Source organism: Acetobacterium tundrae (genome assembly GCF_008086615.1).
Taxonomy (GTDB): Bacteria; Bacillota; Clostridia; order Eubacteriales; family Eubacteriaceae; genus Acetobacterium; species Acetobacterium tundrae.
Map to the genome: position 1 here is coordinate 227,157 of NZ_RXYB01000002.1, position 25,439 is coordinate 252,595.

General features: G+C 42.5%; 23 protein-coding genes. 20 read left to right on the forward strand and 3 right to left on the reverse strand.

Annotated features, from left to right (window positions below; genetic code table 11):
- Positions 1 to 136: 136 nt before the first annotated feature.
- From FZC40_RS02535 to FZC40_RS02545, 3 genes are all read left to right on the forward strand, one after another.
- On the forward strand, positions 137 to 1,627 hold the full coding sequence (locus FZC40_RS02535; RefSeq protein ID WP_148602366.1) for a phytoene desaturase family protein: 1,491 nt from the start codon (positions 137 to 139) through the stop codon (positions 1,625 to 1,627).
- Between the two features lie 70 nt (positions 1,628 to 1,697).
- The gene (locus FZC40_RS02540) at positions 1,698 to 4,355 is read left to right on the forward strand and encodes a DEAD/DEAH box helicase (RefSeq protein WP_148602367.1); all 2,658 of its coding nucleotides are present in this window, start codon (positions 1,698 to 1,700) and stop codon (positions 4,353 to 4,355) included.
- Positions 4,356 to 4,467: 112 nt separating this feature from the next.
- Entirely contained in the window at positions 4,468 to 5,433 is a 966-nt protein-coding gene (locus FZC40_RS02545) for a tocopherol cyclase family protein (RefSeq protein ID WP_148602368.1), read from the forward strand.
- A gap of 22 nt (positions 5,434 to 5,455) precedes the next feature.
- Here the strand turns inward: FZC40_RS02545 and FZC40_RS02550 are convergent, their stop codons facing one another.
- Both FZC40_RS02550 and FZC40_RS02555 read right to left on the reverse strand, forming a co-directional pair.
- Positions 5,456 to 6,280, reverse strand: coding sequence for a metallophosphoesterase (locus FZC40_RS02550; RefSeq protein ID WP_148602369.1), 825 nt, complete (start codon positions 6,278 to 6,280; stop codon positions 5,456 to 5,458).
- Positions 6,281 to 6,514: 234 nt separating this feature from the next.
- Positions 6,515 to 9,247: a methyl-accepting chemotaxis protein gene (locus FZC40_RS02555; RefSeq protein WP_148602370.1), complete on the reverse strand. Its 2,733-nt coding sequence runs from the start codon at positions 9,245 to 9,247 to the stop codon at positions 6,515 to 6,517.
- Positions 9,248 to 9,638: 391 nt separating this feature from the next.
- Here FZC40_RS02555 and FZC40_RS02560 point away from each other — a divergent pair, with 391 nt between their 5' ends.
- The 13 genes from FZC40_RS02560 to FZC40_RS02620 all read left to right on the forward strand — a co-directional run bounded on the left by FZC40_RS02560 (position 9,639) and on the right by FZC40_RS02620 (position 20,515).
- Positions 9,639 to 10,106 (forward strand): pyridoxamine 5'-phosphate oxidase family protein, encoded by a 468-nt coding sequence (locus FZC40_RS02560; protein WP_243135724.1) that lies wholly within the window; start codon positions 9,639 to 9,641, stop codon positions 10,104 to 10,106.
- 140 nt (positions 10,107 to 10,246) lie between these two features.
- Positions 10,247 to 11,293: an ADP-ribosylglycohydrolase family protein gene (locus FZC40_RS02565; RefSeq protein WP_148602372.1), complete on the forward strand. Its 1,047-nt coding sequence runs from the start codon at positions 10,247 to 10,249 to the stop codon at positions 11,291 to 11,293.
- Positions 11,294 to 11,433: 140 nt separating this feature from the next.
- Positions 11,434 to 12,537 carry a GGDEF domain-containing protein gene (locus tag FZC40_RS02570; RefSeq protein ID WP_148602373.1) on the forward strand — a complete coding sequence of 368 codons (1,104 nt, stop codon included), beginning with the start codon at positions 11,434 to 11,436 and terminating at the stop codon, positions 12,535 to 12,537.
- 218 nt (positions 12,538 to 12,755) lie between these two features.
- Complete coding sequence (locus FZC40_RS02575) at positions 12,756 to 13,082, forward strand: PadR family transcriptional regulator (protein WP_148602374.1); 327 nt, start codon at positions 12,756 to 12,758, stop codon at positions 13,080 to 13,082.
- The gene (locus FZC40_RS02580) at positions 13,075 to 13,686 is read left to right on the forward strand and encodes a DUF1700 domain-containing protein (RefSeq protein ID WP_148602375.1); all 612 of its coding nucleotides are present in this window, start codon (positions 13,075 to 13,077) and stop codon (positions 13,684 to 13,686) included. Before FZC40_RS02575 ends, FZC40_RS02580 begins: the two co-directional genes overlap by 8 nt.
- Complete coding sequence (locus FZC40_RS02585) at positions 13,670 to 14,623, forward strand: DUF4097 family beta strand repeat-containing protein (protein WP_148602376.1); 954 nt, start codon at positions 13,670 to 13,672, stop codon at positions 14,621 to 14,623. The genes FZC40_RS02580 and FZC40_RS02585 overlap by 17 nt, the downstream gene beginning before the upstream one ends.
- Before the next feature lie 63 nt (positions 14,624 to 14,686).
- Complete coding sequence (locus FZC40_RS02590) at positions 14,687 to 15,253, forward strand: acetate and sugar kinases/Hsc70/actin family protein (RefSeq protein ID WP_148602377.1); 567 nt, start codon at positions 14,687 to 14,689, stop codon at positions 15,251 to 15,253.
- Entirely contained in the window at positions 15,241 to 15,576 is a 336-nt protein-coding gene (locus FZC40_RS02595; RefSeq protein ID WP_186843693.1) for a Rieske (2Fe-2S) protein, read from the forward strand. The genes FZC40_RS02590 and FZC40_RS02595 overlap by 13 nt, the downstream gene beginning before the upstream one ends.
- A gap of 142 nt (positions 15,577 to 15,718) precedes the next feature.
- A complete protein-coding gene (locus tag FZC40_RS02600; RefSeq protein WP_148602379.1) occupies positions 15,719 to 16,111 on the forward strand; it encodes a NimC/NimA family protein in 393 nt (130 codons plus the stop codon).
- Between the two features lie 174 nt (positions 16,112 to 16,285).
- On the forward strand, positions 16,286 to 16,588 hold the full coding sequence (locus tag FZC40_RS02605; protein WP_148602380.1) for a hypothetical protein: 303 nt from the start codon (positions 16,286 to 16,288) through the stop codon (positions 16,586 to 16,588).
- A gap of 45 nt (positions 16,589 to 16,633) precedes the next feature.
- Positions 16,634 to 17,200: a hypothetical protein gene (locus tag FZC40_RS02610; RefSeq protein WP_148602381.1), complete on the forward strand. Its 567-nt coding sequence runs from the start codon at positions 16,634 to 16,636 to the stop codon at positions 17,198 to 17,200.
- Positions 17,201 to 17,298: 98 nt separating this feature from the next.
- Positions 17,299 to 18,414 (forward strand): tetratricopeptide repeat protein, encoded by a 1,116-nt coding sequence (locus FZC40_RS02615; protein WP_148602382.1) that lies wholly within the window; start codon positions 17,299 to 17,301, stop codon positions 18,412 to 18,414.
- Positions 18,415 to 18,511: 97 nt separating this feature from the next.
- A complete protein-coding gene (locus FZC40_RS02620) occupies positions 18,512 to 20,515 on the forward strand; it encodes a GAF domain-containing protein (protein ID WP_148602383.1) in 2,004 nt (667 codons plus the stop codon).
- An 86-nt stretch (positions 20,516 to 20,601) separates the two neighbouring features.
- On the opposite strand, the gene FZC40_RS02625 is transcribed toward FZC40_RS02620, so the two are convergent.
- Positions 20,602 to 21,006 carry a bacteriohemerythrin gene (locus tag FZC40_RS02625; protein ID WP_148602384.1) on the reverse strand — a complete coding sequence of 135 codons (405 nt, stop codon included), beginning with the start codon at positions 21,004 to 21,006 and terminating at the stop codon, positions 20,602 to 20,604.
- A 190-nt stretch (positions 21,007 to 21,196) separates the two neighbouring features.
- On the opposite strand from FZC40_RS02625, the gene FZC40_RS02630 reads away from it, so the two are divergent.
- From FZC40_RS02630 to sdaAA, 4 genes are all read left to right on the forward strand, one after another.
- Positions 21,197 to 21,760, forward strand: a complete 564-nt coding sequence (locus FZC40_RS02630) for a TetR-like C-terminal domain-containing protein (protein WP_148602385.1) — start codon at positions 21,197 to 21,199, stop codon at positions 21,758 to 21,760.
- Positions 21,761 to 21,976: 216 nt separating this feature from the next.
- Positions 21,977 to 23,746 carry an oleate hydratase gene (locus FZC40_RS02635; RefSeq protein ID WP_148602386.1) on the forward strand — a complete coding sequence of 590 codons (1,770 nt, stop codon included), beginning with the start codon at positions 21,977 to 21,979 and terminating at the stop codon, positions 23,744 to 23,746.
- 142 nt (positions 23,747 to 23,888) lie between these two features.
- Positions 23,889 to 24,557 carry an L-serine ammonia-lyase, iron-sulfur-dependent subunit beta gene (gene sdaAB / locus FZC40_RS02640; protein WP_148602387.1) on the forward strand — a complete coding sequence of 223 codons (669 nt, stop codon included), beginning with the start codon at positions 23,889 to 23,891 and terminating at the stop codon, positions 24,555 to 24,557.
- Complete coding sequence (gene sdaAA / locus FZC40_RS02645; protein ID WP_148602388.1) at positions 24,554 to 25,423, forward strand: L-serine ammonia-lyase, iron-sulfur-dependent, subunit alpha; 870 nt, start codon at positions 24,554 to 24,556, stop codon at positions 25,421 to 25,423. Before sdaAB ends, sdaAA begins: the two co-directional genes overlap by 4 nt.
- The last annotated feature ends 16 nt before the right edge of the window (positions 25,424 to 25,439 follow it).

The following is a 25,439-nucleotide window of genomic DNA, read 5'->3' on the forward strand; positions in this document are numbered from 1 at the left end:
CTTACTACCGATCAGTGTGGAAGAGGTATTTCGAGAAATATTTGAACTTTGGCATAGAAATTGGAAAAATCTCCAGTCTGGTACTTACCAATATTGAGCTGTATGAAAAACTGAAGATAGGGAGAAAAAAACAAAAATGAAAAAGATAATCATAATAGGGGGCGGTATCGCCGGATTAAGTGCCGGTATTTATGCTCAGCAGGCGGGCTTTGAAACTGAAATTTATGAAAAGAACAGTGTTGTCGGAGGACAATGCACCGGCTGGGATCGCAAGGGATATCACATCGATAATTGCCTTCACTGGCTCACCGGAACTAAGAAAAATACGGATCTTTATAAAATATGGGAAAATGTGGGAGCATTGAGTAACGACGTGACCATCCTTCAGCCGGATTCTTTTTATTCTATAGAGCGAGAAGGCGAAAAGATTACTCTTTGGAAAGACCTTGAAAGAACCGAAAATGAGATGCTTGCGTTATCACCGGAAGATAAGAAAGAAATAAAAAAATTCATCGCAAACACCCGCATGGCGGAATCCATGAAGATGCCCACAGAAAAAGCCATGGACATGATGAATATTTTTGAGATCTTGCAGTTTGGCATGTCCATGGGAGATATGGGAAAAGTTGTCAAGGAATATGGACGAATCAATGTCGGGGAACTGTCTGAGCGATTCAAACACCCCCTTCTTAAAGCCATGATTGAAACTTTTATGGCCAAGGAATATCTGGCCTATTCTTTGATTGTTTCCTACGCGACCTTTACTTCCGGAAATGGGGGAATTCCCGAAGGCGGTTCCCGGGCAATGGCATTACGGATGCAGAAACGTTTTGAAGCGCTGGGGGGGGAAGTTTTTACCGATACCAATGTCGCAAAAATTAAAATCGGGGAATCACAACTGGCCGCGGGGATTGAATTGGCAGACGGCAGGCTGGTGACCGGAGATTATATCATCTGTGCCTGCGATACAGATTTTACCTTTCAGCAATTACTGAATGTATCGTACATGGATAAAAAACTCAAAGCGGTTTATGATGATCGAAAAAATAATCCGGTGATCAGCAGTTTTCATGTTGCGTTTGGGGTGGATGGCAAGCTGGAAGAATTAACCGAAACGCTTTTGTTTGAATGCGAATCGTTGGAGATCGGAACCCAGACGACTAATCGGATGAGCCTTAAGAATTACGCAACCTATGGACCGAATATGGCACCGCCAGGCAAAACAGTCATTCAGAGTCAGTTTATTCAATATGAACAGGATTATGATTATTGGAAAGCCTTGGCTCAGGATAAAACGAAATATGAAACAAAGAAAATGGCGATAGCCAAAGCGGTCAGGCAGCGAATTGAAACAAAATTTCCAGCCTATCAGGGCAAGCTTGAAATTTTGGATACCTGGACACCGATGACCTATCATCGCTATTGCAATGCCTATCATGGGGCTTATATGAGCTTTATTTCCACTGTCAGCAGTCAGACCACCATGTTTAGCGGCAACATAAAAGGCCTTGACAATGTGGTGCTGGGCAGTCAGTGGCAGATGAACCCCGGGGGATTGCCGACCGCTGTGATTATGGGAAAATTTGCGGTGCAACGGATTCTAAAGAAAGACAAAAGAAAAAGATAATAGCATAAATAACAAACAAAAATCCACACACTCCAGCAGGATCGGGCGAGAATAAAAAGGAAAATCAATAATGACAGACTATATGGAATTAATTGCCAGCTTTACAAAGGATGACTTCATCTTGGATTATGAACCGGTGGCAAAAAAAGGGTTTACCGAAGAAAAGAAAAAGTTTGAGCAGGAATGGCAGGCCCGGTTCAGAGCGAACAAGGATCAGACGTTATTCGATTTTGGCTTTCTGAGCAATCTGGATTATCTTTCCCCAACGATTGACTTTCTGCATCGACTCGGAACGGAGTTTGTCCAAAAGATAGCCCAACAGCCGGATATGGAATTGTCAAGGGAAAATGCAGATTTATGTTTGACTTCAGATGAAAGCGAAGAAATCAGAAAAATGATCCCCTTTGGAAATGGTATGGCTCACGTTAATGATCAATGGATTCTGGGAATCTGGGCACGTCTGACCCATGTCTATCAGGAGGCCATTCGGTTTTATCCGGGAACGGTGGCGGTGTTTTTAACCGAGCATCATGCCGGGATCAGTGTGGCCGGGAGAATCTTTTTTCATTTAGTGGAAAATAGTGAGGATGTTCAGTATCCCTTTGCTTTTTTGGCAACCTATTCCACCAAACCCCCGGGCAGCCGGAAAGCGGTGCATACTCCGCTGAAAAATGCCCTGCTGGAATATAAAAATGATCAGGGCAAGCTCCTGCAATTATTGTCCACGGTCAGCCGGGCGGCGGATCAGAGTGAGTTTATTTCGAATTTAATGGATACCGGGGAATTGTTTTCGCCGCTTAAATTAACGGCCCAAGATGCCACCGTCTTTTTAACCGAGATCCCCCTTTACGAAGAGGCCGGGATTATGTGCCGGATCCCCAACTGGTGGCGCCGAAAAACCAACCAGCTTCGGCTTGCCATTACCGTGGGGGAAAAAGAACCGCCCAAAGTAGGAATGGATGCCATTTTGGCCTTTAAACCCAATCTGTTGTTTGGGGATACTGAGATTTCAAAAGCGGAAATCCAGACGCTTTTATCAGAAACCCAGGGGTTGGCATTTATCAAAGGCAAATGGGTGGAAATCGATTATGAGCAGTTGAAAGCAGCTTTGGATGTTCTGTTAAAAGCAGAAGATCTGGCATCCCGTGAAGCGCTTACCCTGGCTCAGGCCATGCGTCTGGAACTGAGACCGGAAGATCTTCTGGGGATCAAGACCCCGGATCTGGAGGTGTCCGTTTCAAGCGGTGAATGGCTGCGACAGGTGCGAGAAAAGATGGCCAACCCCCAGAGTTTCCACGGCCTAAAACCCGACCAGAGTTTTCACGGAGAGCTGCGGCCTTACCAGCAAGCTGGTTTTGACTGGCTGAAATACATGGTCGATCTGGGACTGGGGGCCTGCCTTGCGGATGATATGGGTCTGGGTAAAACCGTCCAGATCATTGCTCTGCTGGAATACCTGCGCAATCATCAGGGGGGACGGGTGCTGCTGATTCTCCCCGCATCCCTGATTGGAAACTGGGAAAAGGAAATTAAAAAATTCGCGCCAGAGATGCTCGTTTGTGTTTTACACGGCACGGCGACTGCCAAAAATACCGAGGAAATTTTGGCTGACCCCGCATTTTTAACCATCACAACCTATGGTATGGCGGTACGCCTCCTGGTGTTGCGGGAAATAAGCTGGGATCTCATTATCCTGGACGAGGCCCAGGCCATTAAAAACCCCGGAACCAAGCGGACCAAAACCATTAAGGCGCTCAAAGCCAAAACCCGGATTGCCATGACCGGAACCCCGATTGAAAACCGTCTGTCGGATTTATGGTCCCTCTTTGACTTTCTGGACGGGGGACTGCTGGGAAATTCAAAAGAATTTACGGGCTTTACCAAGGGCTTGAAGGCGGATCCTTCTGGTTATGCAAAACTGCGAAACCTCGTGAATCCCTTTATCCTGAGACGATTAAAAACCGATGCGTCGATTATCGCGGATCTGCCGGATAAGCTTGAGATCAAGGAATATCCGCTGCTTTCAAAAAAGCAGATGGTTCTGTACCAGAATCTGGTCAAGGAATTATCAAAAAAATTGGAAGAAACCGAGGGAATTCAGCGCAAAGGGCTGGTTTTGTCCAGTATCATCAAACTCAAGCAGATCTGTAATCATCCCGATCAGTATTTAGGCCAGGATGACTATAAGAAAGAACACAGCGGGAAATTTGAAATGCTCGAAAATATCTGCGAAACCATTTATGAGAAACGGGAAAGGGTGCTGGTTTTTACCCAGTTCAAGGAGATAACCGAGCCGTTGTCGCGCTTCCTGGAAGAAATCTTTCACCGCCCCGGGCTGGTCCTCCACGGCGGAACCCCGGTGGCTAAACGAACCAAAATGGTGGAAGCCTTCAACGGTGAAGACTATATTCCTTTCATGGTACTGTCACTGAAGGCTGGCGGGGTCGGGCTTAATTTAACCGGAGCCAACAATGTGATCCACTTCGATCGGTGGTGGAATCCGGCGGTGGAAAATCAGGCTACAGACAGAGCTTTTCGGATTGGACAAACTAAAGATGTCATGGTTCATAAGTTTATAACCGCCGGCACCATTGAGGAAAAGATAGACGTGATGATTGATGAAAAAAATCAACTGGCCGGGGATATTATTAAATCCTCCGGGGAAACCTGGATCACTGAGTTAAACAATGACCAGCTGATGGAATTATTCAGCTTAGGTGGGATCTGAGATGTGCTATTATGATGATAAAACGGTATCCGCTGCGGCAAAATGCGGACCAAAAAAGTCCCCGTGTCATTGCGGATGATCAGGTATTTGATTTATTCGGGGTGTAGGGATCGTGTCACAGAAAGGAAATCTTATGATCAAACAGGCATTTTTTCAAGGGAAAAATAAAAAGAAACGTTATTTTGAAGGCTGGTACTTTAAATGTATCAGCGCCAACCGAAAGCATGCCATTGCAATTATACCGGGAATGGCCATTGATCCCAAGGGAAAAAAGCAGGCCTTTATCCAGGTGATTAATGCGGTAACTGGAAAAACCTGGTATCATCATTTTCCTTATGCTGATTTTAGTGCTTTGTCAGACCAGTTTGAAGTGGAAATTGAACATAACACGTTTAATACTCAGGGTTTATCCCTGAATATTGATACAGCGGAAGGCTCTATTAAAGGACACCTGAGCTTTAATAACATTCATCTCTTTCCATCCGGCCGAAAGAATCCCGGGATTATGGGACCGTTTGGATTGATACCCTTTATGGAGTGTTACCACGCCATTATTGATTTGTATCATGAAATCAAGGGTGAAATTCAGTTGGATGGGGAGATCCTGAATTTCAATGGGGGCGTGGGTTATATTGAAAAAGATTATGGCCGTTCTTTTCCCAAAACCTATCTTTGGCTGCAAGCCAGTCATTTTGATACCAGTAATGCCACCTTTGTATTTTCACGAGCCCGGATTCCCTTTTTAGGCCGGGAATTTCCGGGCTTTTTTGCGTACTTTACCAACTTTGAAGGGTTAACCTTCCGTTTTGCAACCTACAATCATTCCCGGCTGGAGAAATGGGAAGTTGACAAAGAAAAAGGAAGCTGCACCGGAAAATTGGAAGGTCCGGCTGGGGTACTTACTTTTAAAGCACAGATGGCTGGAGGGGGACGACTCCGGGCACCGGTGGATGGGCTGATGGATCGGGAAATTGTTGAGAGCATCACAGCTGAGGTGTGGGTGCGTCTAACAGATCGGCAGGGGAACGTTCTTTTTGAAAGCTCAAGCAGTGAAGCCGGTATGGAAATATGTTTATAGCGATGAAAAGATCCCTTTAGATTCAATTGATCTCAATGGAAACAATCTCTGGTACATTCATAAACCGGTATGGTATTGTCGACATCCCGGTACCTTTGGTTACAAATAGGTTTGTTTGTCCGTCACTTCCCACCTCAAAAAGACCCTTCACATATTTTTTCCCACCGGGTGGGAGGAATTTTTCGGTCAGAAAGGGAACAGAAATCTGGCCGCCATGGGTGTGTCCGGCTAAAATTAGTTGAATACCATCAATATCCATTTGGTCAATAATATCGGGCTCGTGGGTTATCATAATATTATAGGCGCTATCCAGAGCGGCATCACTCAGATTTTTATCGGGCTTTCCTGAATATGCATCATCAAGACCAAGCAGCCTAATATTGATTTCGGGAATGTCAAGGCAGTCATTAACCAGGACCTCGAAATTCGCTGAATTCATCAAATCTTTATAGCTATACTGTTTCAATGTTGCATACTCATGATTCCCCATAACACAGTACTTCCCGTAGGGTGCCTGAATTTTCTTTAAAGTCTGGGAAACTGCATCAGTATCGACGTTCAAATTTTTGCTGGCACTAATCAGGTCCCCGGTAAAAATAACCAGATCGGGATTTTGAGCATTTATTTCGTTAACAATACGCTCCAATTGGTCAATGTTGTTGAATTCACCCATATGGGTATCTCCAAAAAAAACAATTTTAAGGTGCCCATCCATTCTGGAACTTTCAAGATTAACCCGATTGACCATCAAGAGATTGGGTTCGATATATCGGGCATAGATATAGACCCCCAGTAAAAGAATGGTTAATATGGCGATAGTAATCAGAAAAAATTTCAAAAGCTTCATAGGGTCTCCTTTTGGGGGTATTCTTTTTGGGTTTTGTGGTATTATAACCTTTTAAACATAAAGAGATCTTTAAAATTTCGGAAATCTTAATTTAAATGGTAAAATTGAATTAAAAACGGTAGATTTGTGGTTGGTGACAATATCATCTGAGACTATAGAACTGATTTTTTATCACATAAAGAAATGCCCCAGACAGTTGAATTTGTCTGGGGCATAGTTGGATAATCCATTAATCTAATATTTATCCAGATTATTCAGAACAATTTTTGGTTCAGATGAGGAGCTGATATTATGTATTGCTGTCTTTTCAACCTTGGTTTCTTTGATTGTTTTCTCAATATGATCAGCTGGCTTTAATTTAAAAGCACCTACCATTTGTCTGAGCATTTCCGCCTGTCCGGAAAGTTCTTCACTGGCGGCGGCACTTTCTTCGGCAGTGGCGGAGTTGGTTTGTACTACCAGGGATACCTGTTCAATCCCCTGGTTGATCTGGGCGATTTCCGAGGCCTGATCGTTGGAGGCCTGGGCAATATTCCCAACCAGAGTCGTTACTTTTTCAATCTGGTTGAGGATGTCTTTTAAGCTTTCCGCGGTCTGGTCGGCAATCTTTGATCCCACATTCACCTTGGCAATGGAGCCTTCAATTAGGCCGGTGGTTTCCTTGGCGGCTTCCGCACTTCTGGCTGCGAGTGAGCGGACTTCTTCCGCAACAACGGCAAAGCCTTTACCATGCTGTCCGGCTCGAGCGGCTTCCACGGCGGCATTCAGAGCCAGAATATTGGTTTGAAAGGCAATATCATCAATGACTTTGATGATTTTGGAAATACGTTTGGATGAATCATTGATTTCCACCATGGCGGTGACCATGTCACTCATTTGCTCATTTCCGTCAACGGCAAGGGATCGTACGGTGTTGGTCAGTTCATTGGCCTGATTGGCATTGACGGCATTTTTCTTTGTTTCACCGGCAACCTCTTCAATGGAGGCGGTTAATTCTTCAATAGAACTGGCCTGTTCGGTCGTCCCCTGGGACAATGTCTGTCCGCCGTCGGATATTTGTTGAGCACCGATTTTCACCTGATCGGCGGCAATGTTAATATCCGACATGGTGCTGCTGAGGTTGGTGGTAATATCATTCAGCGCATTTTTAATGGCCTGGAAGTCGCCCAGATAGTCAGTGGTAATCTCCTGATTAAAGTTTCCCTGACCCATTTCTTCCAACGTGTTTGTGATTTCATCCACATAGCGTTTCAGGAATGCGATGGTGTTGTTTAAAGCATTCTTTATCTGGGCATGATCGCCCTGGTAGTTACCGACCATCGCCGTGTTGAGATTCCCGGTTGAAAATTCATTTAGCGTGTCACTCGCTTCAATTAAAGGTTGGATGACCGCATCCAGGGTTTGATTGAAGCCTTCAATAACCTTGGCAAATTCGCCCTGAAATTGACTGGCGTCCCCACGGTTACGAAGATCCCCTGCCACAGCAATTGTGGTCATGTCTGCAGTTTCTTTGACAAGATTGTTAATATTCTCGATCATTCTGACTAAGCTTGGGATTAAGGTATCATTGTTACTTCTCTTGCCGATTTGTTTTAATGTATCCAGATCTATCATATCACCAGCGACGATATGGGTTGAAATAGCAACAACTCGGTCGAGACGAGTATGAACCGCATTGACTGCGACCGCGATTTCTCCATAGATGCCAGAATAGGTAGTTTCAATTGTTTCGGAATAATCATTCAGACTCATTTTGCCGAGAATACGGTTACTTTCAGTTAATGCTCCCAATCCATCAATGCAGGCATTGATGTTATTCTTAAAGGTATTGAAATCGCCTTGGTACGGCTCTGTAATTTTTGATGGAATTTGGCCGAGACCTATTTTTTCCACATAATCCGCAGCCACATTTAATGGTCCGATGACGGCATCCAGAGTGTCATTGACGCCCTGAACGATTTCTTTATAGCCGCCGTTAAAAGCATCGATGTTTCCTCTTTTGTCCAGACGTCCTACCACGGCAGCATTAGACAGCATAGTGGCTTCGGCAATCAGTCCCCGAATGGTTTCGATGATTTGTTTCAGAGCCGGTGTCAGCTCATCCTGTGAATCCCATGGTTCAATTGTTGCACTGACATCGCCGTTGGAGATCTGATTCATGGTACCGATGATGACGGTTTGAATTTCATTAGAAAAAGTGTCCATCGATTGAGCCATTTCACCAATTTCATCCTTGCAATTCATATTTAGACGCATGGTGAAACGTCCGACACTCATTTCTTTGATCATCAGGTTGGCTTTTCCAAGCGGTTTAGCGATCATAGTGCGCAGGATCAGACCGAAAGCAATTGCCAGAATAAAGGCGATAGCGGTAAAAATACCCATAAAGATTGCGGCTGAATTCCCTTGAATGGTAATGGCCTCTTCCTTGGCTTTGGCAGCGTCCAGTTTTATTTTAGTCATGTTATTGAGAGCATTCACTTCGGTTGCCGCAACTGCGACAAGGGATCCATTTGCCGACAACATTGCAAACGCTTCAGTATCCTGATTCTGCAATGCCAGAGCCTGGACCTTTTCGAATTCATCGGCAGTAGCTTTTTGAGAGGTGATAAACGTATCATAGGCAGCTTTCATTTCTGGATCACTGACAGACTTTTCCAAACTGGCCGCTAAAGTTTCTATTTCCTGTTTTTGAATGAGGTATTTACCAATGTTTGCCTGAATCAATTCCGGGCGATTTTCAATAATCATATTCCGGATATCAACGCTCATTTCCTGAAAGGACGTGGTCATATCGCCGAGTTCAGAAATTGGCACCGTCATGTCTTCATAGAGTTCTGTGTCAGATTGATTAAGCATATTAAGATTAATAATACCCACAATTCCAACAATACCGGTAATAATGGCGAGGATGATGAAACTCACCATTAATTTCACCCCGATTTTCATGTTCAAAAAACACCGCATAAATAGAACCTCCTAAATTTTGATTCCTTATAAAATGATAAACTGAATTTTGGATTATTCCGTTATGAAGCGAGTTAATATTCACAACAGAATGAATATTATATATTGTAGCGATTTATATTTTAATGAGAAAGACTAATACTGTAAAGTGAATGTTAATTGTATATAAAAATATAACTTAATATTTGATGGAAGGGATTACATTTACGAAACTCCCATAAGAATATTGTGCATTTTCCTGAGCGAAGATGAACTGATGATTTCTAAACTAGCTGGAGACTTTAATTTGCAAAATCAGAGATTCATCGATCCGATACTCAATAACGTTGAATTACTTTAAAAGATCAAGTAAAATAGATTCCATAAAGGCTTTTGAAGGAGTATGATGAAAATGAGAAGAAAAGACAGAGAAGTAACAGAAAAAAAAGAGTTAATGAAAATTATTGAACAGTGTAAAATTTGTAGAATTGCGATGCAGGCACAAGATGGACTTTATCTTGTGCCAGTGAATTTTGGCTACCTCTATATTAACAATCAATTGGTATTGTATTTTCACAGTGCCAAAGAAGGACGTAAAATTAACGCTTTAAAAGAGAATAGTGAAATCTGTTTTGAAATGGATTGCGAACATCGCCTGATTACAGGAGACGTCGCCTGCCAATACGGGTACTCGTTCAAAAGCATTATTGGAAATGGCAGAGTTGCTTTTGTGCATGATGTGGAAGAAAAGAAAATAGCAATGTTTGAATTGATGAAACATCAGACGGGTCAGAATTTTTCATTTGATGAGAATATGGTTGACTGTGTTGCGGTGTTAAAAATTATCGTTCATCAGTTTACCGGAAAAGACCATCATTAATCAGCTAATGCATTGATATTTGATAATAACTCAATAGAAATCAATAAAGTAGAATGTCACTTTTCCTTTGCGTTGAACGTGATGGTTTTGGGTATATATGATGTAAATGATATTTCATATTTAGGTAGGGAGGAACCACGATGAAAAGAGACCAGAATTCTTTTAGAGGGTGTCTTGTTGGCGGTGCAATCGGTGATGCTTTGGGTGCTCCGGTGGAGTTTATGCAGTTGGATGAAATTATCAGCCAATACGGTCCTGATGGAATTCAGGACCTGGTTATTTCTTCATCTGGAAAAGCGCTAATTACGGATGATACTCAAATGACTCTTTTCACTGCAGAAGGGATCTTGAGATCTGAAACTCGGCGGGTGACGAAGGGGATTTGTCATCCGCCGTCTGTTGTTTTCCATGCCTATCAGAGATGGCTGCTGACCCAGGGGTACCCGAGGGTAACGGAATATGAATGGGTTTATGATGGGTGGCTGCTTGATATTGAAGCACTTCATGCCTGCAGAGCACCGGGGGTTTCCTGCTTAACTGCCCTTAGAAGGGAAGATCATGGCACAATGGAAGATCCAATCAACACCAGCAGGGGTTGCGGCGGGGTAATGCGGTCGGCACCGGTGGGTCTGTTTTATCGAAGAGAGGAAGCCTTTCAGTTGGCGGCGGAAATGGCGGCACTAACCCATGGACATCCGTCTGGATTTCTGAGCGCTGGGGCACTTGCCTATCTGATTGATGCTCTGATCGAGGGATTCGATCTGGAAACCGTAGTGACAAAGACACTGATGATCCTCAAAAAATATGAAGGACATGAAAAATGCACGAAAAAATTGGAGCTGGCTGAGAAGCTTTCAAAAATGGGCTCTTTTGATGATGAAGCGATTGCCCTGCTGGGCGGGGGATGGGTCGGCGAAGAAGCCCTAGCCATTGCGGTCTACTGCGCCCTGAAATATCAGCACGATTTCAGAAAAGCACTGCAAACCGCGGTTAATCATAGCGGCGACAGCGACAGCATCGGTGCCATCACTGGAAATATTCTTGGGGTCTATCTGGGACTGAGTGCAATCCCTGTGGAGTGGATTGAGCAAGTTGAGCTGAAAGACGTCCTAATACAGGTCGCTGATGATTTATTGATTGATTATGATGAAAGTAATGTTGACCGAAAACGCTATCCCGGGTATTAGAATTCATGATTAGCCACAGGCTTATTTTATAAATAAGCGGCATAACCCTAAAATAATTGTTTAGTGACCAGACGCCAATTTATTATGTTATAATAGAAATTCAAGCATAGTTTAACATTTTGAAAGGCGATATTGAGAAAATGGATCAGAATAAAAACAAAAACGTGCCAATTCATTTAGGGGAATTCAGGGAAGAAGCGCTCGAAAAAGAATTTTATAATGCTGAAATCGCAAAGAACTTAAAGGAAGTAAAATTTACGATCTTCGTCGTCGGGATGATATACTTTTTATTTATCATCCCGGAGTATTTTATCCTAAAAGATGTAAATGATTTTATCGCGGTATTAATTTGCCGCAGTGTCATCGCAGCATTGTTGATTTTTTTGTATTTTAAGGTCAGCCGGGACAAAAAATACGATTCACTGATCTACTGGTTTACCGCCTATGAAGTGATCATTTCGCTGTCATTTATTTATATTTCCAACAAATTTTCTGATCCTGATTTTATGATCCAGGCTTTTAGCGTGATGATCATTATTCTGGCTATTTTTCTAATTAATAATCGGTGGCTGTATTCAATTTTTACTTCACTGTTCATCAGCATTGGTTATTTTGCTTTTGCGGCATTGAGTTTCAAGAATATTTCGTCTTCTGATTTTCTGGCAGCCATTTTTCATATCATGCTGGTTATTATCATAAGCAGCAGCGCTTCGTATAGTTTCAATTATTTTAAGAGGATTCAATACCTGAATAATGTTGAACTGATAAGAATGGCTGAGCACGATCCGTTAACGGGAATCTATAACAAAGGGAAGTTTAATAAGGAATATGCACGATTAGCAGATCATGGCGAACAGAAAAATGCTCATTTGTCGATTGCCATGTTTGATATTGATGATTTTAAGGCGATCAATGATCACTATGGACATTTGACTGGCGATGCGGTCTTAGTCGATCTTACCGGTTTAATTGGAAAACACATCAGAAATTCCGATCTTTTTATCAGATGGGGCGGGGAAGAATTTGTCCTGACTTTTCCGGATACGTCGTTACTTCAGGCGACTGAAATTACTGAAAAGCTGAGAGTGCTGATATCTGAGCATACATTTGAGATAATTGGACATCTGTCCTGCAGCTTTGGCGTGGCGTCATATAAAAAAGGCGATGATTTGGACAGTGTGATACGTCGTGCTGATGAACGATTGTATCGGGCTAAAAGGTCTGGTAAAAACAAGGTGATGTAGTAGAAGTTATAGAATAATAAGACGCTGCGGCGGTGATGAGAGAAATCCATCACCGCCGTTTTTTTTGGTATAAATTTGGAGTGTCACCGTCACCTATAAATCGCCATTTTATAGGAAAGCATCTAGTTGAGGAAAAAAATAAGAAATAAAAAAGGAAGAAATTGATTGACAAATTATACTATGCATAATATAGTATAACGCAAATGGAGGTATTGTTTATGGACGTCCAATTAAAAAAAGGGCTGTTGGAAACATGCGTGCTCACCGTTCTCAATCGAGGGGATTCTTATGGCTATCAGATCATCAAGGATGCAAGTCCTTATCTGGAAATTTCCGAATCAACACTATACCCGATATTGAAAAGGCTGGAGTCAAGTGATTGTCTGAATGTCTATTCAGTCGAACATAACGGACGGTTGCGCAAGTACTATAAAATAACCGATGCCGGCAGGGAGAAGATTGAGACTTTTCTTGAAAGTTGGAAAGAGGTTATGACGGTCTATAATTTTATAACTGAGGAAATGAGGTCTTCTGACAATGAATAAAACTGAATTTTTATCCTGTCTTGAAAAAAAGCTTGCCGGGCTTCCGGAAAATGAAGTCGAAAAAACCAGGAGTTTCTATTTGGAAATGATCGATGATCGGAGTGAGGACGGAATGAGTGAAGAGGAAGCGGTTGCCGCTATGGGGAATATTGACGATATCGTCAAAGCAGCCATGCTCGAGCTGCCGCTGACTACTCTGATGAAAACTAAAATGAGGCCTAAAGCCCGGCTAAAAGCCTGGGAAATTGTTTTGCTTGTTCTTGGGTTCCCCTTGTGGTTTACGCTTCTGGCCGCTTTTGTAGTCGTGATTCTATCGGTATATGTTTCTGTATGGGCAGTGATCATTTCTCTTTATGCGACAGTGGCGGCTCTTGTACTCAGCGGGTTAGCCGGGATTTTTGGTGGCTTGTTTTGTTTATTCCAGAATTTTGCAGCCAGTTTGTTTATTTTGGGATCCGGCCTGATATGCGGTGGAATCGGCATTCTCGCATTTTTCGGCGTAACGGCACTATCGGTCTGGCTTGTAAAACTCACGGGACTGTTCCTGCGCTGGATCAAGTCACTATTTATCACCCGGGAGGTTGACTATGAAATCAATAACTAGAACACTTTTAATCATTGCGGGAGCATTGATCGGCACTGGTTTTGTTCTGACGATTGCCGGTTTTACCATCGCCGGCTTTAACTGGCAGTCACTTAGCACGGAGAAGCCATATGAAGAAAAAACGGAGACTTTCAATGCCGGTGATATTAACGCTTTAAACGTGGATGTTGAGAGCTGCAATGTGGTTTTGGTGGGAGTGGATTCGGATGAGATCAAAATTGATTACTTTGAAAATGACGATGAAACCTACGATATCGAACGATCTGCGGATGGAAATCTGACGGTAAATTATGAATCGAGTAAAAAATGGTTTGATTATATCCACCTTGGCATCAATTTCGATACTCAGGATCGGAAACTCATGATTTCCGTGCCGTCCAAATATATCGGTTCTGTTGAGGCGACGACTGCCAGCGGTTCTGTCGAAGCATCAAAGCTTAAACTTTCCAAGGGGCTGACGATAAATTCCTCCAGTGGGACCCTTAAGCTGACGGATGTTTCGGTTGATGGCGCAATCGTTGCCGATGCCAAAAGCGGGAACATTAAAGTTGAAAATATCAGTACCACCAACGATTGTGAACTCACGGCCAACAGCGGAAATATTGCGCTCAATTCAGGACAGATCGCTGGTAACTTATCCATACTGGGATCCAGTGGGGATTTGAATGTCGTGAAAACGAAGGCCGATGGAAAAATTGCCATGGAGATAAACAGCGGAAATATCACTTTTAAAGGACTTGCCGGGAATGATATTAGCATGAAAGCTGCCAGTGGAAATATTTCAGGGAGTATTGCCGGAAACGCAGCGGACTATTCAATCACTGCTGATACGAACAGCGGCAATAAGAATATTTCCAATTCCACAAGCGGTACCAGGCATCTGAATGCATCAACCCACAGCGGAAACATCAATATTGACTTTGATGGTTCAATATAATGCCTGAGTTTATTTCCTTGAAAATATAACGGCAGACATTTCTCATGAAGAGGAGATAAACAAATGAAGGACTATGTGATATTGACGATCAACCCCGGCTCAACGTCGACAAAAATAGGGATTTTTGAAAATGAAAATGAATTATTTTCGGCATCTATTGAACATCGGAGTGATGTACTGGAAGCATTTCTGACAATTAATCAGCAATTTGATTTCATAAAAGATACCATCATGGAAATTTTGGAGAATCATCATTTTGACACCAAAAAATTGTCGGCGGTGGTTGGCCGTGGCGGCTTGCTGCCACCCATCAAATCCGGTGGCTATACGGTGAATGAAGCGATGAAAAATCTGATATGGGCAGGCGGTCTTTCGGAGCATGCTTCGAACTTAGGGGCGTTGCTGGCAGACACCATTGCCGGGCCCCTGGGCATTCCGGCTTTTATTTATGACGGCGTTTCTGCAGATGAAATGGAAGACATTGCCCGGATTACCGGATTTCCTGAAATTCAGAGACAGAGCTTTTGCCATGTTTTAAATAGTAAAGCAATGGGTAGAAAGTATGTAAGGGGAAAAAACCCCCCATGTTTTTGTAGTAGAATGAAAGGATGGTTTCTATGGACTATGTAAAAATTGCTCAGACAACTGATTTTATTGTGGATCAGAAGAAAAAAATCGCTTACGAGGGTAAAGAAATTCTTCTGACGAAGATTGAAGGTCGCTATTATGCAATTGACAATAAATGCACGCATATGGGAGGATCGCTCTACGACGGTAATTTGGAAGGAAACACAATTGTCTGCCCTCGGCACGGTTCGGCATTTGATGTGCGGACCGGGAAAGTGGTAAAGCAAGGGAAAATCTTATTTATAAAAGTTAGGGTTCCCGATACTCGCAGCTATCTGGTTAAAGTCGAAGGAACCGATATTCTTATCAGTCCCAGTAGCGAATGAGGTTAGTTTGAATTTTTGGATAAAAAAATTGCTATCTTTTGGCACTTTGGTTTCATGAAAAATACTGCTTGTTTTAAGGTTGCCCATGATATAATTTTTTGAAATAAAAACTATTAATTTATATAAAGTGGAGGATCAGATCATGCAGGAAGTTTATGATTATTTGAAAAAATGCGGAACCTATTTTTTAGCAACAGAAGAGGGCGACCAGCCAAGAGTTCGACCTTTTGGTACAATTGATATTTTTGAAGGTAAACTCTATATTCAGACGGGTAAGTCAAAGGATGTATCAAAGCAGATCTCGTTAAACCCCAAAATAGAAATCTGTGCTTTCTTGGGAGATAATTGGATTCGCATCCAGGCTATTGCAGTTGTGGATGATCGAGTTGAAGCCAAACAGCATATGCTGGATGCTTATCCGAGTTTGCAGGCCAGGTATTCAGCAAATGATGATAATACACAGGTATTGTATTTAAAAGATGCCGTAGCAACGATTGCATCCTTTGCTGGTGAACCAAAAGTTATTAAATTTTAGATCGATGTTTTAATTAAGAAATAAACCATATTGTACGAAAAACATGGAGCTGTCGCATCAAACAGCCTCATGTTTTTTTATTTGAATAATCCTAAATCATGGTATAATAGAATTAACAGTGACCAACAACGGTTTGATGATACTGATTAATTTTCGACGAAGAGGAGTTTTAGAATGAAAAAAATATTAGAGAAGGCAAAAATAGAAGGATGGACCGACCTTAACCAAGGACTGGCCTGTGGGAACCGGATGGAATTTGTAAAAGGTGATAAGCAAATTGGCATTACCCTCAATCCGGCTTCTTACCAATTGACAAATATGTTGCCGTCCCAAATGACAAATATGCTGGAGGCTGATACCCTGTATGCTTCCAATGATCCGGTCATAGAAAAAATACGCAATCTTTCGTTTGAAGATCAAGCCGCGTTATCGGGTGTTGCCCGGGAACTGTTTTTACTGATTTGCGAAGAGGATTAGAACGTTCCGGCAGCATGGAATAATCGAGTATATTGGGGTAGAAAAATGAAATTATACCATCTGACAAGCGAAAAGAGTGCAATCTCAATATTGAGTGAAGGCTTTAAATTAAAAGAAAGCAAATATATTCAAGCTAATGGAAACGGCATTTATTTAACTGATAAAATGCATGTCCTTTTTTGGTTTCATATCTTGCAGTCAGATATTTATAAAAACAAGAAGATTTGCATTATAGAATGCGAAATAGAAGACAGTTTGAAAATGTTGAGATTAGAAAACAACGTCGCCACGGACAAGTTTTCTGGGGATTATAAAAAAGTACATGATTGGTATGTTGAAAACAAGGTGGAAATTGATCAATTGATTACCGAGAATAAGAGGCTTCACACCCTGCGCCAAATGTATAATAAACAGAATCAATACTTTGACGAACAGAATAAATCAGGCTACATCATTGAACTGTACTGCAAAAAGCATTCAATTGACGGGGTTGTCTGCAACAAATATCATCTCGAGGATGACGCTGCCGTAAACGAATATAACGATATCACGATTTATGAACCGGGTAAAATCAAGCCGTTATCCGTAATTGCGTTTGCAGCGGTGAGTTAGACAAAAATCCAGGGGTTGGAAATTCCAACGGCATGCTAATAACGGAAATCACAAAGGGCATGGTTTTAATTTTTGAAGTGGAAGATTGGGAGAAAATGATGAAACTTTTATTTTGTAATGGTGCATGGATGAAATATTATCAAGGAATCACCGCAGATGATATGCCTCAAGATGGCGGAACACTGATAGATGAGAGCAGATCGGTAGGAGAAGCTTATAATTTTATGGATTATAATCGAAAATGTTACGGTCATGTTATCTCATTTGATAATTTAGATCTGGAAAAATGTGATCCGGAAATATCAATACAAGACCCTCAGTCAGAGGGCTTCATCATTGTCTGGTGTGCGACTGCTGATGATGGAAAAACGAGAATTGTTGGATGGTATGAAAATGCAACGGCTTATCGGGAAGCCCAGTTTGTGCCCTCGTTCACGGATGAAAATGCCAGTCTGTATTTTAATTTTGTCGCCGCCGCCAGCGACTGTCATCTTCTCCCTGAAGATCAGCGCACCTTTGAAATCAAAAAGGCATCAGTGGCAGGTACAGGCAGCGGCGTTGGTCAATCAAATGTCTGGTACGGCGAGTCTGATAATGCCAAAAATGAACTGATTCCTGAAGTTCTTCGATACATGAAGGAATACAACGGGGAATTCGCAAATTTAACGGTAACGGATGAAATGATCCATGCGGTCATAGACAAGGCCTCTCTCAAGGCTGGTTACGACGAACTGTTTGAAAAAGGCATGGCATATTGTAACGAAGAAGACTATCAGAAGGCTCTTAAATGCTTTAATACGGCCAGGATTATGAAGGAAACGCCTGAGCTGCTCTACAACATTGCTTATATTCTATTTTTGTATTACTGCTTTGATGACGCCATTCCGCTTTTTGAAAAATGCCTTAAATCGGGCTTCGAACCAGAGGGTGTTCTTCCGCTGCTGGTGAGCTGCTATGATTTTATCGGCAACAGAGAAAAGACCTTGGAGTACTGCAAAATGCTGATGAAAATTTTAAAAAATCCGCTCAATGAAAATTATATGGATTATCGGATTTTTTACTGCACCATCATGTGTGACATTTACGTCTATTTAGGTGATTTCAAAAATGCTGCAGACATTGCCAAACAAATTTTGACCTATGCAGACGATGAAGAAACGCAGCTGCATGTCAAGGAACTGCGTTCATTTATAAAGGAAGCTCAGGAAGACTAAAGAATTACATCCCATCAGGGAAAAATTGCAAACAGCGGAAATAAGAAGCTGGCTGGTTGATCCAACCAATGGACCGCAAAAAAGGAGGGCTTCGTCGATGAGTTTAAAAATGTGCAATCTGCTGGATATTGAAAAATACTTATTGCTTGAAATAGCCTATTTTCATCTGCCATCGGGATTCAAAAACAAAATCTCCCGTGAAACACCGATGAAGCTGGATGTCTATATCGATCTGCTTGACCAATGCGGTTGTTCCATGTATCCCGCCTTTATCAGCAGATCTCAAAAGGGAAAAAAATACATCAAGTCAAGACAGGCCAATTTTCGCCGCATCTATGCGACCAGCGATAATTTGGATGATGTCGTCATCACCGGTTATATGAATGACAACTATGGCAGCTACGGCAATACCAAAGAGAAAAGAAAAACAAGCTTTGTCGGATTGGCTTTTAAAGACAGTGACGACAATGCGGCTGTGTCTTTCAGCGGATGCGAGCTGATGAACACATCCAGCATTGTATTGGATTGGGGGGGATGCCTGGTGGCATCGCTAGGCAGGGTTACCAACCATCATCAGAAAGCGCTGGCTTTTTATGATGTCAACATGCGGGGTATTTCGGGAGAACGAAACATATTGGGTCATTCTAAAGGCGGGAATCTGGCAACCTATGTTTTCATCAACCGTCTCACAGAAGCTGTCAACGCCTATTGTATTAACGCCCAGCCCTACTGCTGGTACGCGATGAACGATACCCAGAAAGAAGCTCTTAAAACAGACCGATTTGAGTATATCGTCCATGCCGAAGATCTCACCCGGAAAGCAAGCTATGTTCCCTATATCAGCCGCACCGCACCCATCAATCGCTATGCGGCCAAGCGCATCATCAATATCCACGGCTTTAACGAGGTGAATTTTGATGAATTTGGAAACCTGGAAGGCACCCGCGTTATACGGGAAACCACGAATAAACTGAAGTCAAAAATATTCAAAGATTTTACCGGAGAAAAGCATCTCAGCTATGAAGAGTGCATCCAGCGATTTCAGGAGAAGATTGAAGCAAGTACCTCGGTCCCCCGACTTTTCAGTATCACCCTGGATGAAGTCCTGATGGTGACGGATGCACTCGCCGCGGTTCTCTGGCTGAAGGATAAGGATCGGGATGGGGAGTATATTTATCCTGTGATTATCAAGAGTCCATCGGCGGAGCGATTCTATCAACTGAAGCTGAGAAAAGGGCATGGTATTGCTGCACAGTGTGTATTTGAAGGACTGCCATTGTTCGTCCGGGATTCACAACAGACGGCGGTGCATTTTGAAGAGGTTGGTCACGCCCTTGGTATTGCCGTCAGTTCAGGAATTGCCGTGCCCCTGGGTATTGATGAAAAGGAAGTTTTTGGTGCCCTGGAACTGATCAATAAGAAAAACGGACGCTTCACTATTGAGGATTTTGCACTGGTAAACGACATGACATTGGCGATGCTGGAGGTTTTTAAAAAATCCGGTCAGATTATTGATAGTTTTCAGGACTTTTCCCTGTTGCGGATACGACGAGGAAATGAAAAACTGTTTTCGATTGAGAAACATGCTTGCCGAGAATTGCTTTTTTCATCTTCAAATAAGAAGGAGACATTTCTGAAAATGATCACCGGTAAAAAACTTAAGCCGGATGAGCTTTTTTTCTTCAACCGAAGAAAGTTTGATTTTGGAAAAAAAGAAGAATTAAAAGCGTTAGTGCGTTGTGAATATGCCATTATGTTTGAGGATCCGAAACGTCGGTACGGAAATGAATGTGTTCAGGATTTTTTGAAGGCATCACTGTTGCATGTCAGAGACGTCAGTGATAAGAGAATCTGGGCTGAGTCGACAGCCAAACGGATCGGGTTGGGAAATAAACTGAAAACACCGGTAAAAAAACTGTCGGATACCGAATATATCTTCCTTGAGTATGCGGCCGCGCGAATCAAACATCCCATGCTGATTGTTGTTAATGCAGCCTTCGACGGTTTTGTTCCAACTGCACTTGAAGTGGTATGCAATCAGCTAAAACAGGATTGCCTGAATAAAACGGCAACCGTGATTGTCCTGAAGATGATCAAATGAAATGAAAAATCATGTTGGTTCAATCACTGGTTAGTCGTTTCCCTTGTCCATAAATTGCCAGCCTGTCGGCGGCTTTTTGATGTACCTTATTTAAGAGTATTGGCGTAGGTTCCAATTTTTTTATCCATCACTGAAATATGTTTGGTCAGCCAGCTGATTACCATCTGGTTCGCATTGATAATCAGACAGATATTTCCACCAGAAGCTGCATATTCTTTTTTTAATTTGGTGAGTTCCGCGATAAAATCCTTGTGTGCCGTTTTTTGTTCCGAAATTCCTGGATAATTTATGCTTGTCATGTATACTTCCTCATCATGAAAATGTTGTTTCGTATATTTGTCAAGAAAATCCAACATCTGTCCGATAATCTCTTTCGATTTACCGGATTTGCCTGCTTCAAAAAGCTTATCTGCTTTTTCAAACAAGACCTTGTGTTGATCATCAATACTTGTTACGCCGACTGATAAATTTGGTGTCCATACAATTGCCATAAGTAATCCTCCTGGTTGATTTAATTTATTTAATTATAAAGCAAACTATATTAAAAATCAAGAACGATTCTTAATAAATAATTATTTTACTTGAAACCGACTAAGTTGAGTATATTATTTAAGGATATCATAATAACATTAAAACTGAAATAAGAATAGCGATTATTATATAAAAAAACGGAGGTGTCCAGTGTCACAGACAACGAAAAGAGCTCTTGCTGCTTCATTGAAAAAGCTGCTTTTAAAAAAACCTTTAGATAAAATTACCGTCATCGATGTGGCAGCTGACTGCGAAGTGAATCGGCAGACTTTTTATTATCATTTCCAGGATATTTATGATCTCGTGGAATGGATCTACACTAACGAAGCTACCAAAGCTTTGGATGGAAAAAAAACCTATGACACCTGGCAGGAAGGCTTTTTAAAAATATTTGAATATGTTCTGAAAAACAGCGGATTTGTCCGAAATACCTACCACTCCGTCAGCCGACAGCACCTGGAAACATATCTTTATAATGAAACCTACAATCTTTTAATCGGGGTCATTGAAGAAAAAGCATCGGGAATGACAGTTCGAGATGACGACAAAGCTTTTATTGCCCACTTCTACAAATATGCTTTTGTAGGACTCGTGCTGGAGTGGATTCAGCAGGGGATGAAAGAAGAACCGAGGATCATTATTGACAGATTGAGCATTTTGGTTCATGGGGATATTGAAAAAGCGCTGGAAAAATTCAGAACACCATCGAGATGAAGGTATTTTCAAAGATATGATTTACTGAATTTTTCTGAAGATTTTATTGATGTGATTCAAAACTTTAGACAATGAGTTGATTTGTCTAAAGTTTTGACAATATGGGCTCAGTGTTAGAACTTTTGACATTGAGCCTTTTTGTATATGGCAAAATTTTGAATAAAAGTCTATGATGACAATATCAATAAAATAACATTAAGAGTTGGAGGAAAAAAGATGTATTATAGCAACGGAAATTATGAAGCTTTTGCAAGACCGCAGAAACCGGCGGATGCGGATAAAAAATCAGCCTATCTGGTGGGGTCGGGTTTAGCCTCTTTGGCAGCGGCCTGTTTTATGGTGCGAGACGGTCAGATGAAGGGTGAACGTATTCATATTTTAGAAGAACTTAGTCTCCCAGGAGGTGCCTGCGACGGCATTTATGACAATCAAAAGGGCTTTATCATTCGGGGTGGTCGGGAAATGGAAAACCATTTTGAATGCCTCTGGGATTTGTTCCGATCCATCCCGTCCTCAGAAATCGATGGGGCTTCGGTGCTGGATGAATATTACTGGCTGAACAAGAAAGACCCTAATTTTTCATTGATGCGGGCAACCGTCAATCAGGGGGAAGATGCCCATACCGACGGGAAGTTCACCCTCAGTGACAAAGCATCCATGGAAATTGTAAAACTCTTTATGACCCGGGATGAAGATCTCTATGATCGAAAAATCGAAGAAGTCTTTACCGAAGAATTTTTCGCTTCCAACTTCTGGCTTTACTGGCGGACGATGTTTGCTTTTGAAGAATGGCACAGTGCTCTGGAAATGAAGCTCTACATTCAGCGATTTATTCATCACATCGGGGGACTGCCTGATTTTTCAGCCTTAAAATTCACTCAATACAACCAGTACGAATCGCTGATTCTTCCCATGGTCAACTATCTGGAAGGCAATGGCGTTCAGTTCCAATATGACACCCAGGTGACCAATATTCTTTTTGACATTCAGAATGATAAAAAAGTGGCCAAAAAAATCATCTGTATGCATAATGGCGCCGAAGAATCCATTGATCTAATCGAAGATGATCTGGTTTTTGTCACCAACGGGAGCTGTACCGAAAACGCCTCTCTCGGAGATCAAAATCATCCTGCCGGCATCAACAATTCCCCCGGCGGCTGTTGGGAGCTATGGCGAAACATTGCCAGTCAGGACGAGGCTTTCGGCCATCCCGATAAGTTTTGTACCAATATTCCCGCCACAAATTGGGAATCAGCCACCGTCACCACCCTGGACAATCGCATTCCTCCTTATATTGAAAAAGTCTGCAAACGCGACCCCTTCAATGGAAAAGTGGTTAGTGGCGGAATTGTTACGGTGAAAGATTCCAAGTGGCTCATGAGTTACACGGTCAATCGCCAGCCTCATTTCAAAGCGCAGCCAAAAGATCAGCTGGTGGTTTGGGTCTATGGTTTGTTTACCGATGTTCCCGGAGATTATATTAAAAAGCCCATGCGGGAATGTACCGGTATTGAAATCACCGAAGAATGGCTTTACCATATCGGTGTGCCGGAATCCGAGATCCATGAAATGGCGACTGAATCAGCCCGTTGTATCCCTTGCATGATGCCATATATCACGGCCTTCTTTATGCCAAGAACCAAGGGAGACCGACCGAAAGTAGTGCCGGATGGGGCCGTGAACTTTGCCTTTATTGGCCAGTTTGCGGATACGGTCCGGGATACGGTGTTTACCACTGAATATTCAGTGCGAACAGCTATGGAAGCCGTCTACACGCTACTGGATGTGGATCGTGGCGTTCCGGAAGTTTTTGCTTCCTGCTACGATGTGCGGACCCTCATGGATTCTACTTCCAAGATGATGGACGGAAAGAAAATTACAGAATTGAAACTGCCTTTCATCATCAGCTTGATTGAAAAAGGGAGTCTGAAAAAAATATCAGGGACGGTGATTGAAGACCTGTTAAAGGAATATCATTTAATTTAATAAAGTTATAAACAGGGGCTATGTTTATATAGAATTGACGTGTTATAATATGTTCATTGAAATCAATCAATAATTAATTTTTACAATCAGACTTTTCAAAAAGTGTTTAAATATTCAAAAAGTTTTGTAAAAGAGGGATGAGATGAACGTATTTGATATTATTGGACCCATTATGGTTGGGCCATCCAGTTCCCATACCGCGGGGGCAGTCAAAATTGGTTATCTTTCCAATAAATTGATGGGTGAGAAGATTAAAACGGCGAAGATTTATTTTCATGGATCCTTTCTGACGACCGGAAAGGGACATGGCACAGATAAAGCGATCATCGCCGGATTACTGGGGATGAAGCCGGATGATGTTCGAATACCAGAAAGTTTTAAATGGGCTCAAAAAGAGGGAATGACATTTTGCTTTGAAGGAATCGAATTGAGAGACGCGCATCCTAACAGTGTCAAACTGAATTTAACCGGGGTATCAGGAAGAGAGCTGGAGATTCTCGCTTCTTCAGTGGGCGGCGGCAATATTAAAATTTTTCAGATCGATGGTCTGGATGCCAATTTTGGAGGAGATTTCCCGACGCTGATTGTTCATAATCTGGATAAGCCGGGGCTGGTAACCAAAGTGGCAGCCATGCTGAGTCAAAAATCGATCAACATTGCCACGATGCAGTTATATCGAAGCAAGCGGGGTGGTGATGCGGTGATGGTTCTGGAATGCGATCAGGAAATATCACCGGAATCAATAAAGTGGCTGGAACACTTGGACGGCATTCGAAAGGTTACATATCTCAGTTTAGAGGAGTCAGCATGAGTTTCAAATCATTCAATGAAATTATGGATCGGATTAAGACATCCAATAAACCGTTCTGGGAAGTGATTCTGGAAGAAGATATCAGCGAAAGTCAAATGACCAGAGATGAAGCGATGACAAAAATGAGCAGCTTATATCTTGCGATGAAAGCGGCGGACGACAATTATGATAAGCAGCTAAAGTCTCCCAGCCAATTAGTCGGCGGGGACGGCGAGAAAATTGCCGTCGCCGTCAAAAAAAAAGCCATGTTGTGCGGTGATTTTATCGGAACGGTTATGGAAAAAGCGATTAAAATGGGTGAATCCAATGCCTGTATGAAACGTATTGTTGCAGCGCCTACGGCTGGTTCCTGTGGCGTCATCCCGGCGGTGCTCTTAACTTATCAAGAACAAAATGAAATTGAAGAGATGAAAATAATCGAGGCCCTGTTTGTGGCTGCCGGTATCGGAGAAGTCATTGCTCACCGAGCCTTTATTGCCGGAGCAGCCGGCGGCTGTCAGGCGGAAATCGGATCTGCCAGTGCCATGGCGGCCGGAGCCGTGGTCTATCTGAAAAATGGAGACGGGGATTGCATCATTCACGCAGCGGCCCTGGCCTTGAAAAGCTTATTGGGTTTGGTTTGCGACCCGGTCGCTGGGTTGGTTGAGGTGCCTTGTGTTAAGCGGAACGTCATTGGTGCGGTCAATGCCTTAACGAGCGCGGATATGGCTTTGGCCGGAATTCGCAGCCAGATCCCCCCAGATGAAGTGATTGATGCCATGCGTTTGATTGGAAATGCCATGCCCATTTCGCTCAAAGAGACGAGTGAAGGGGGGCTGGCGATCACCCCGACGGGTCTATTGATTGCAAAAAGATTGAAAAACTGACCGTAGCATTCTAGCA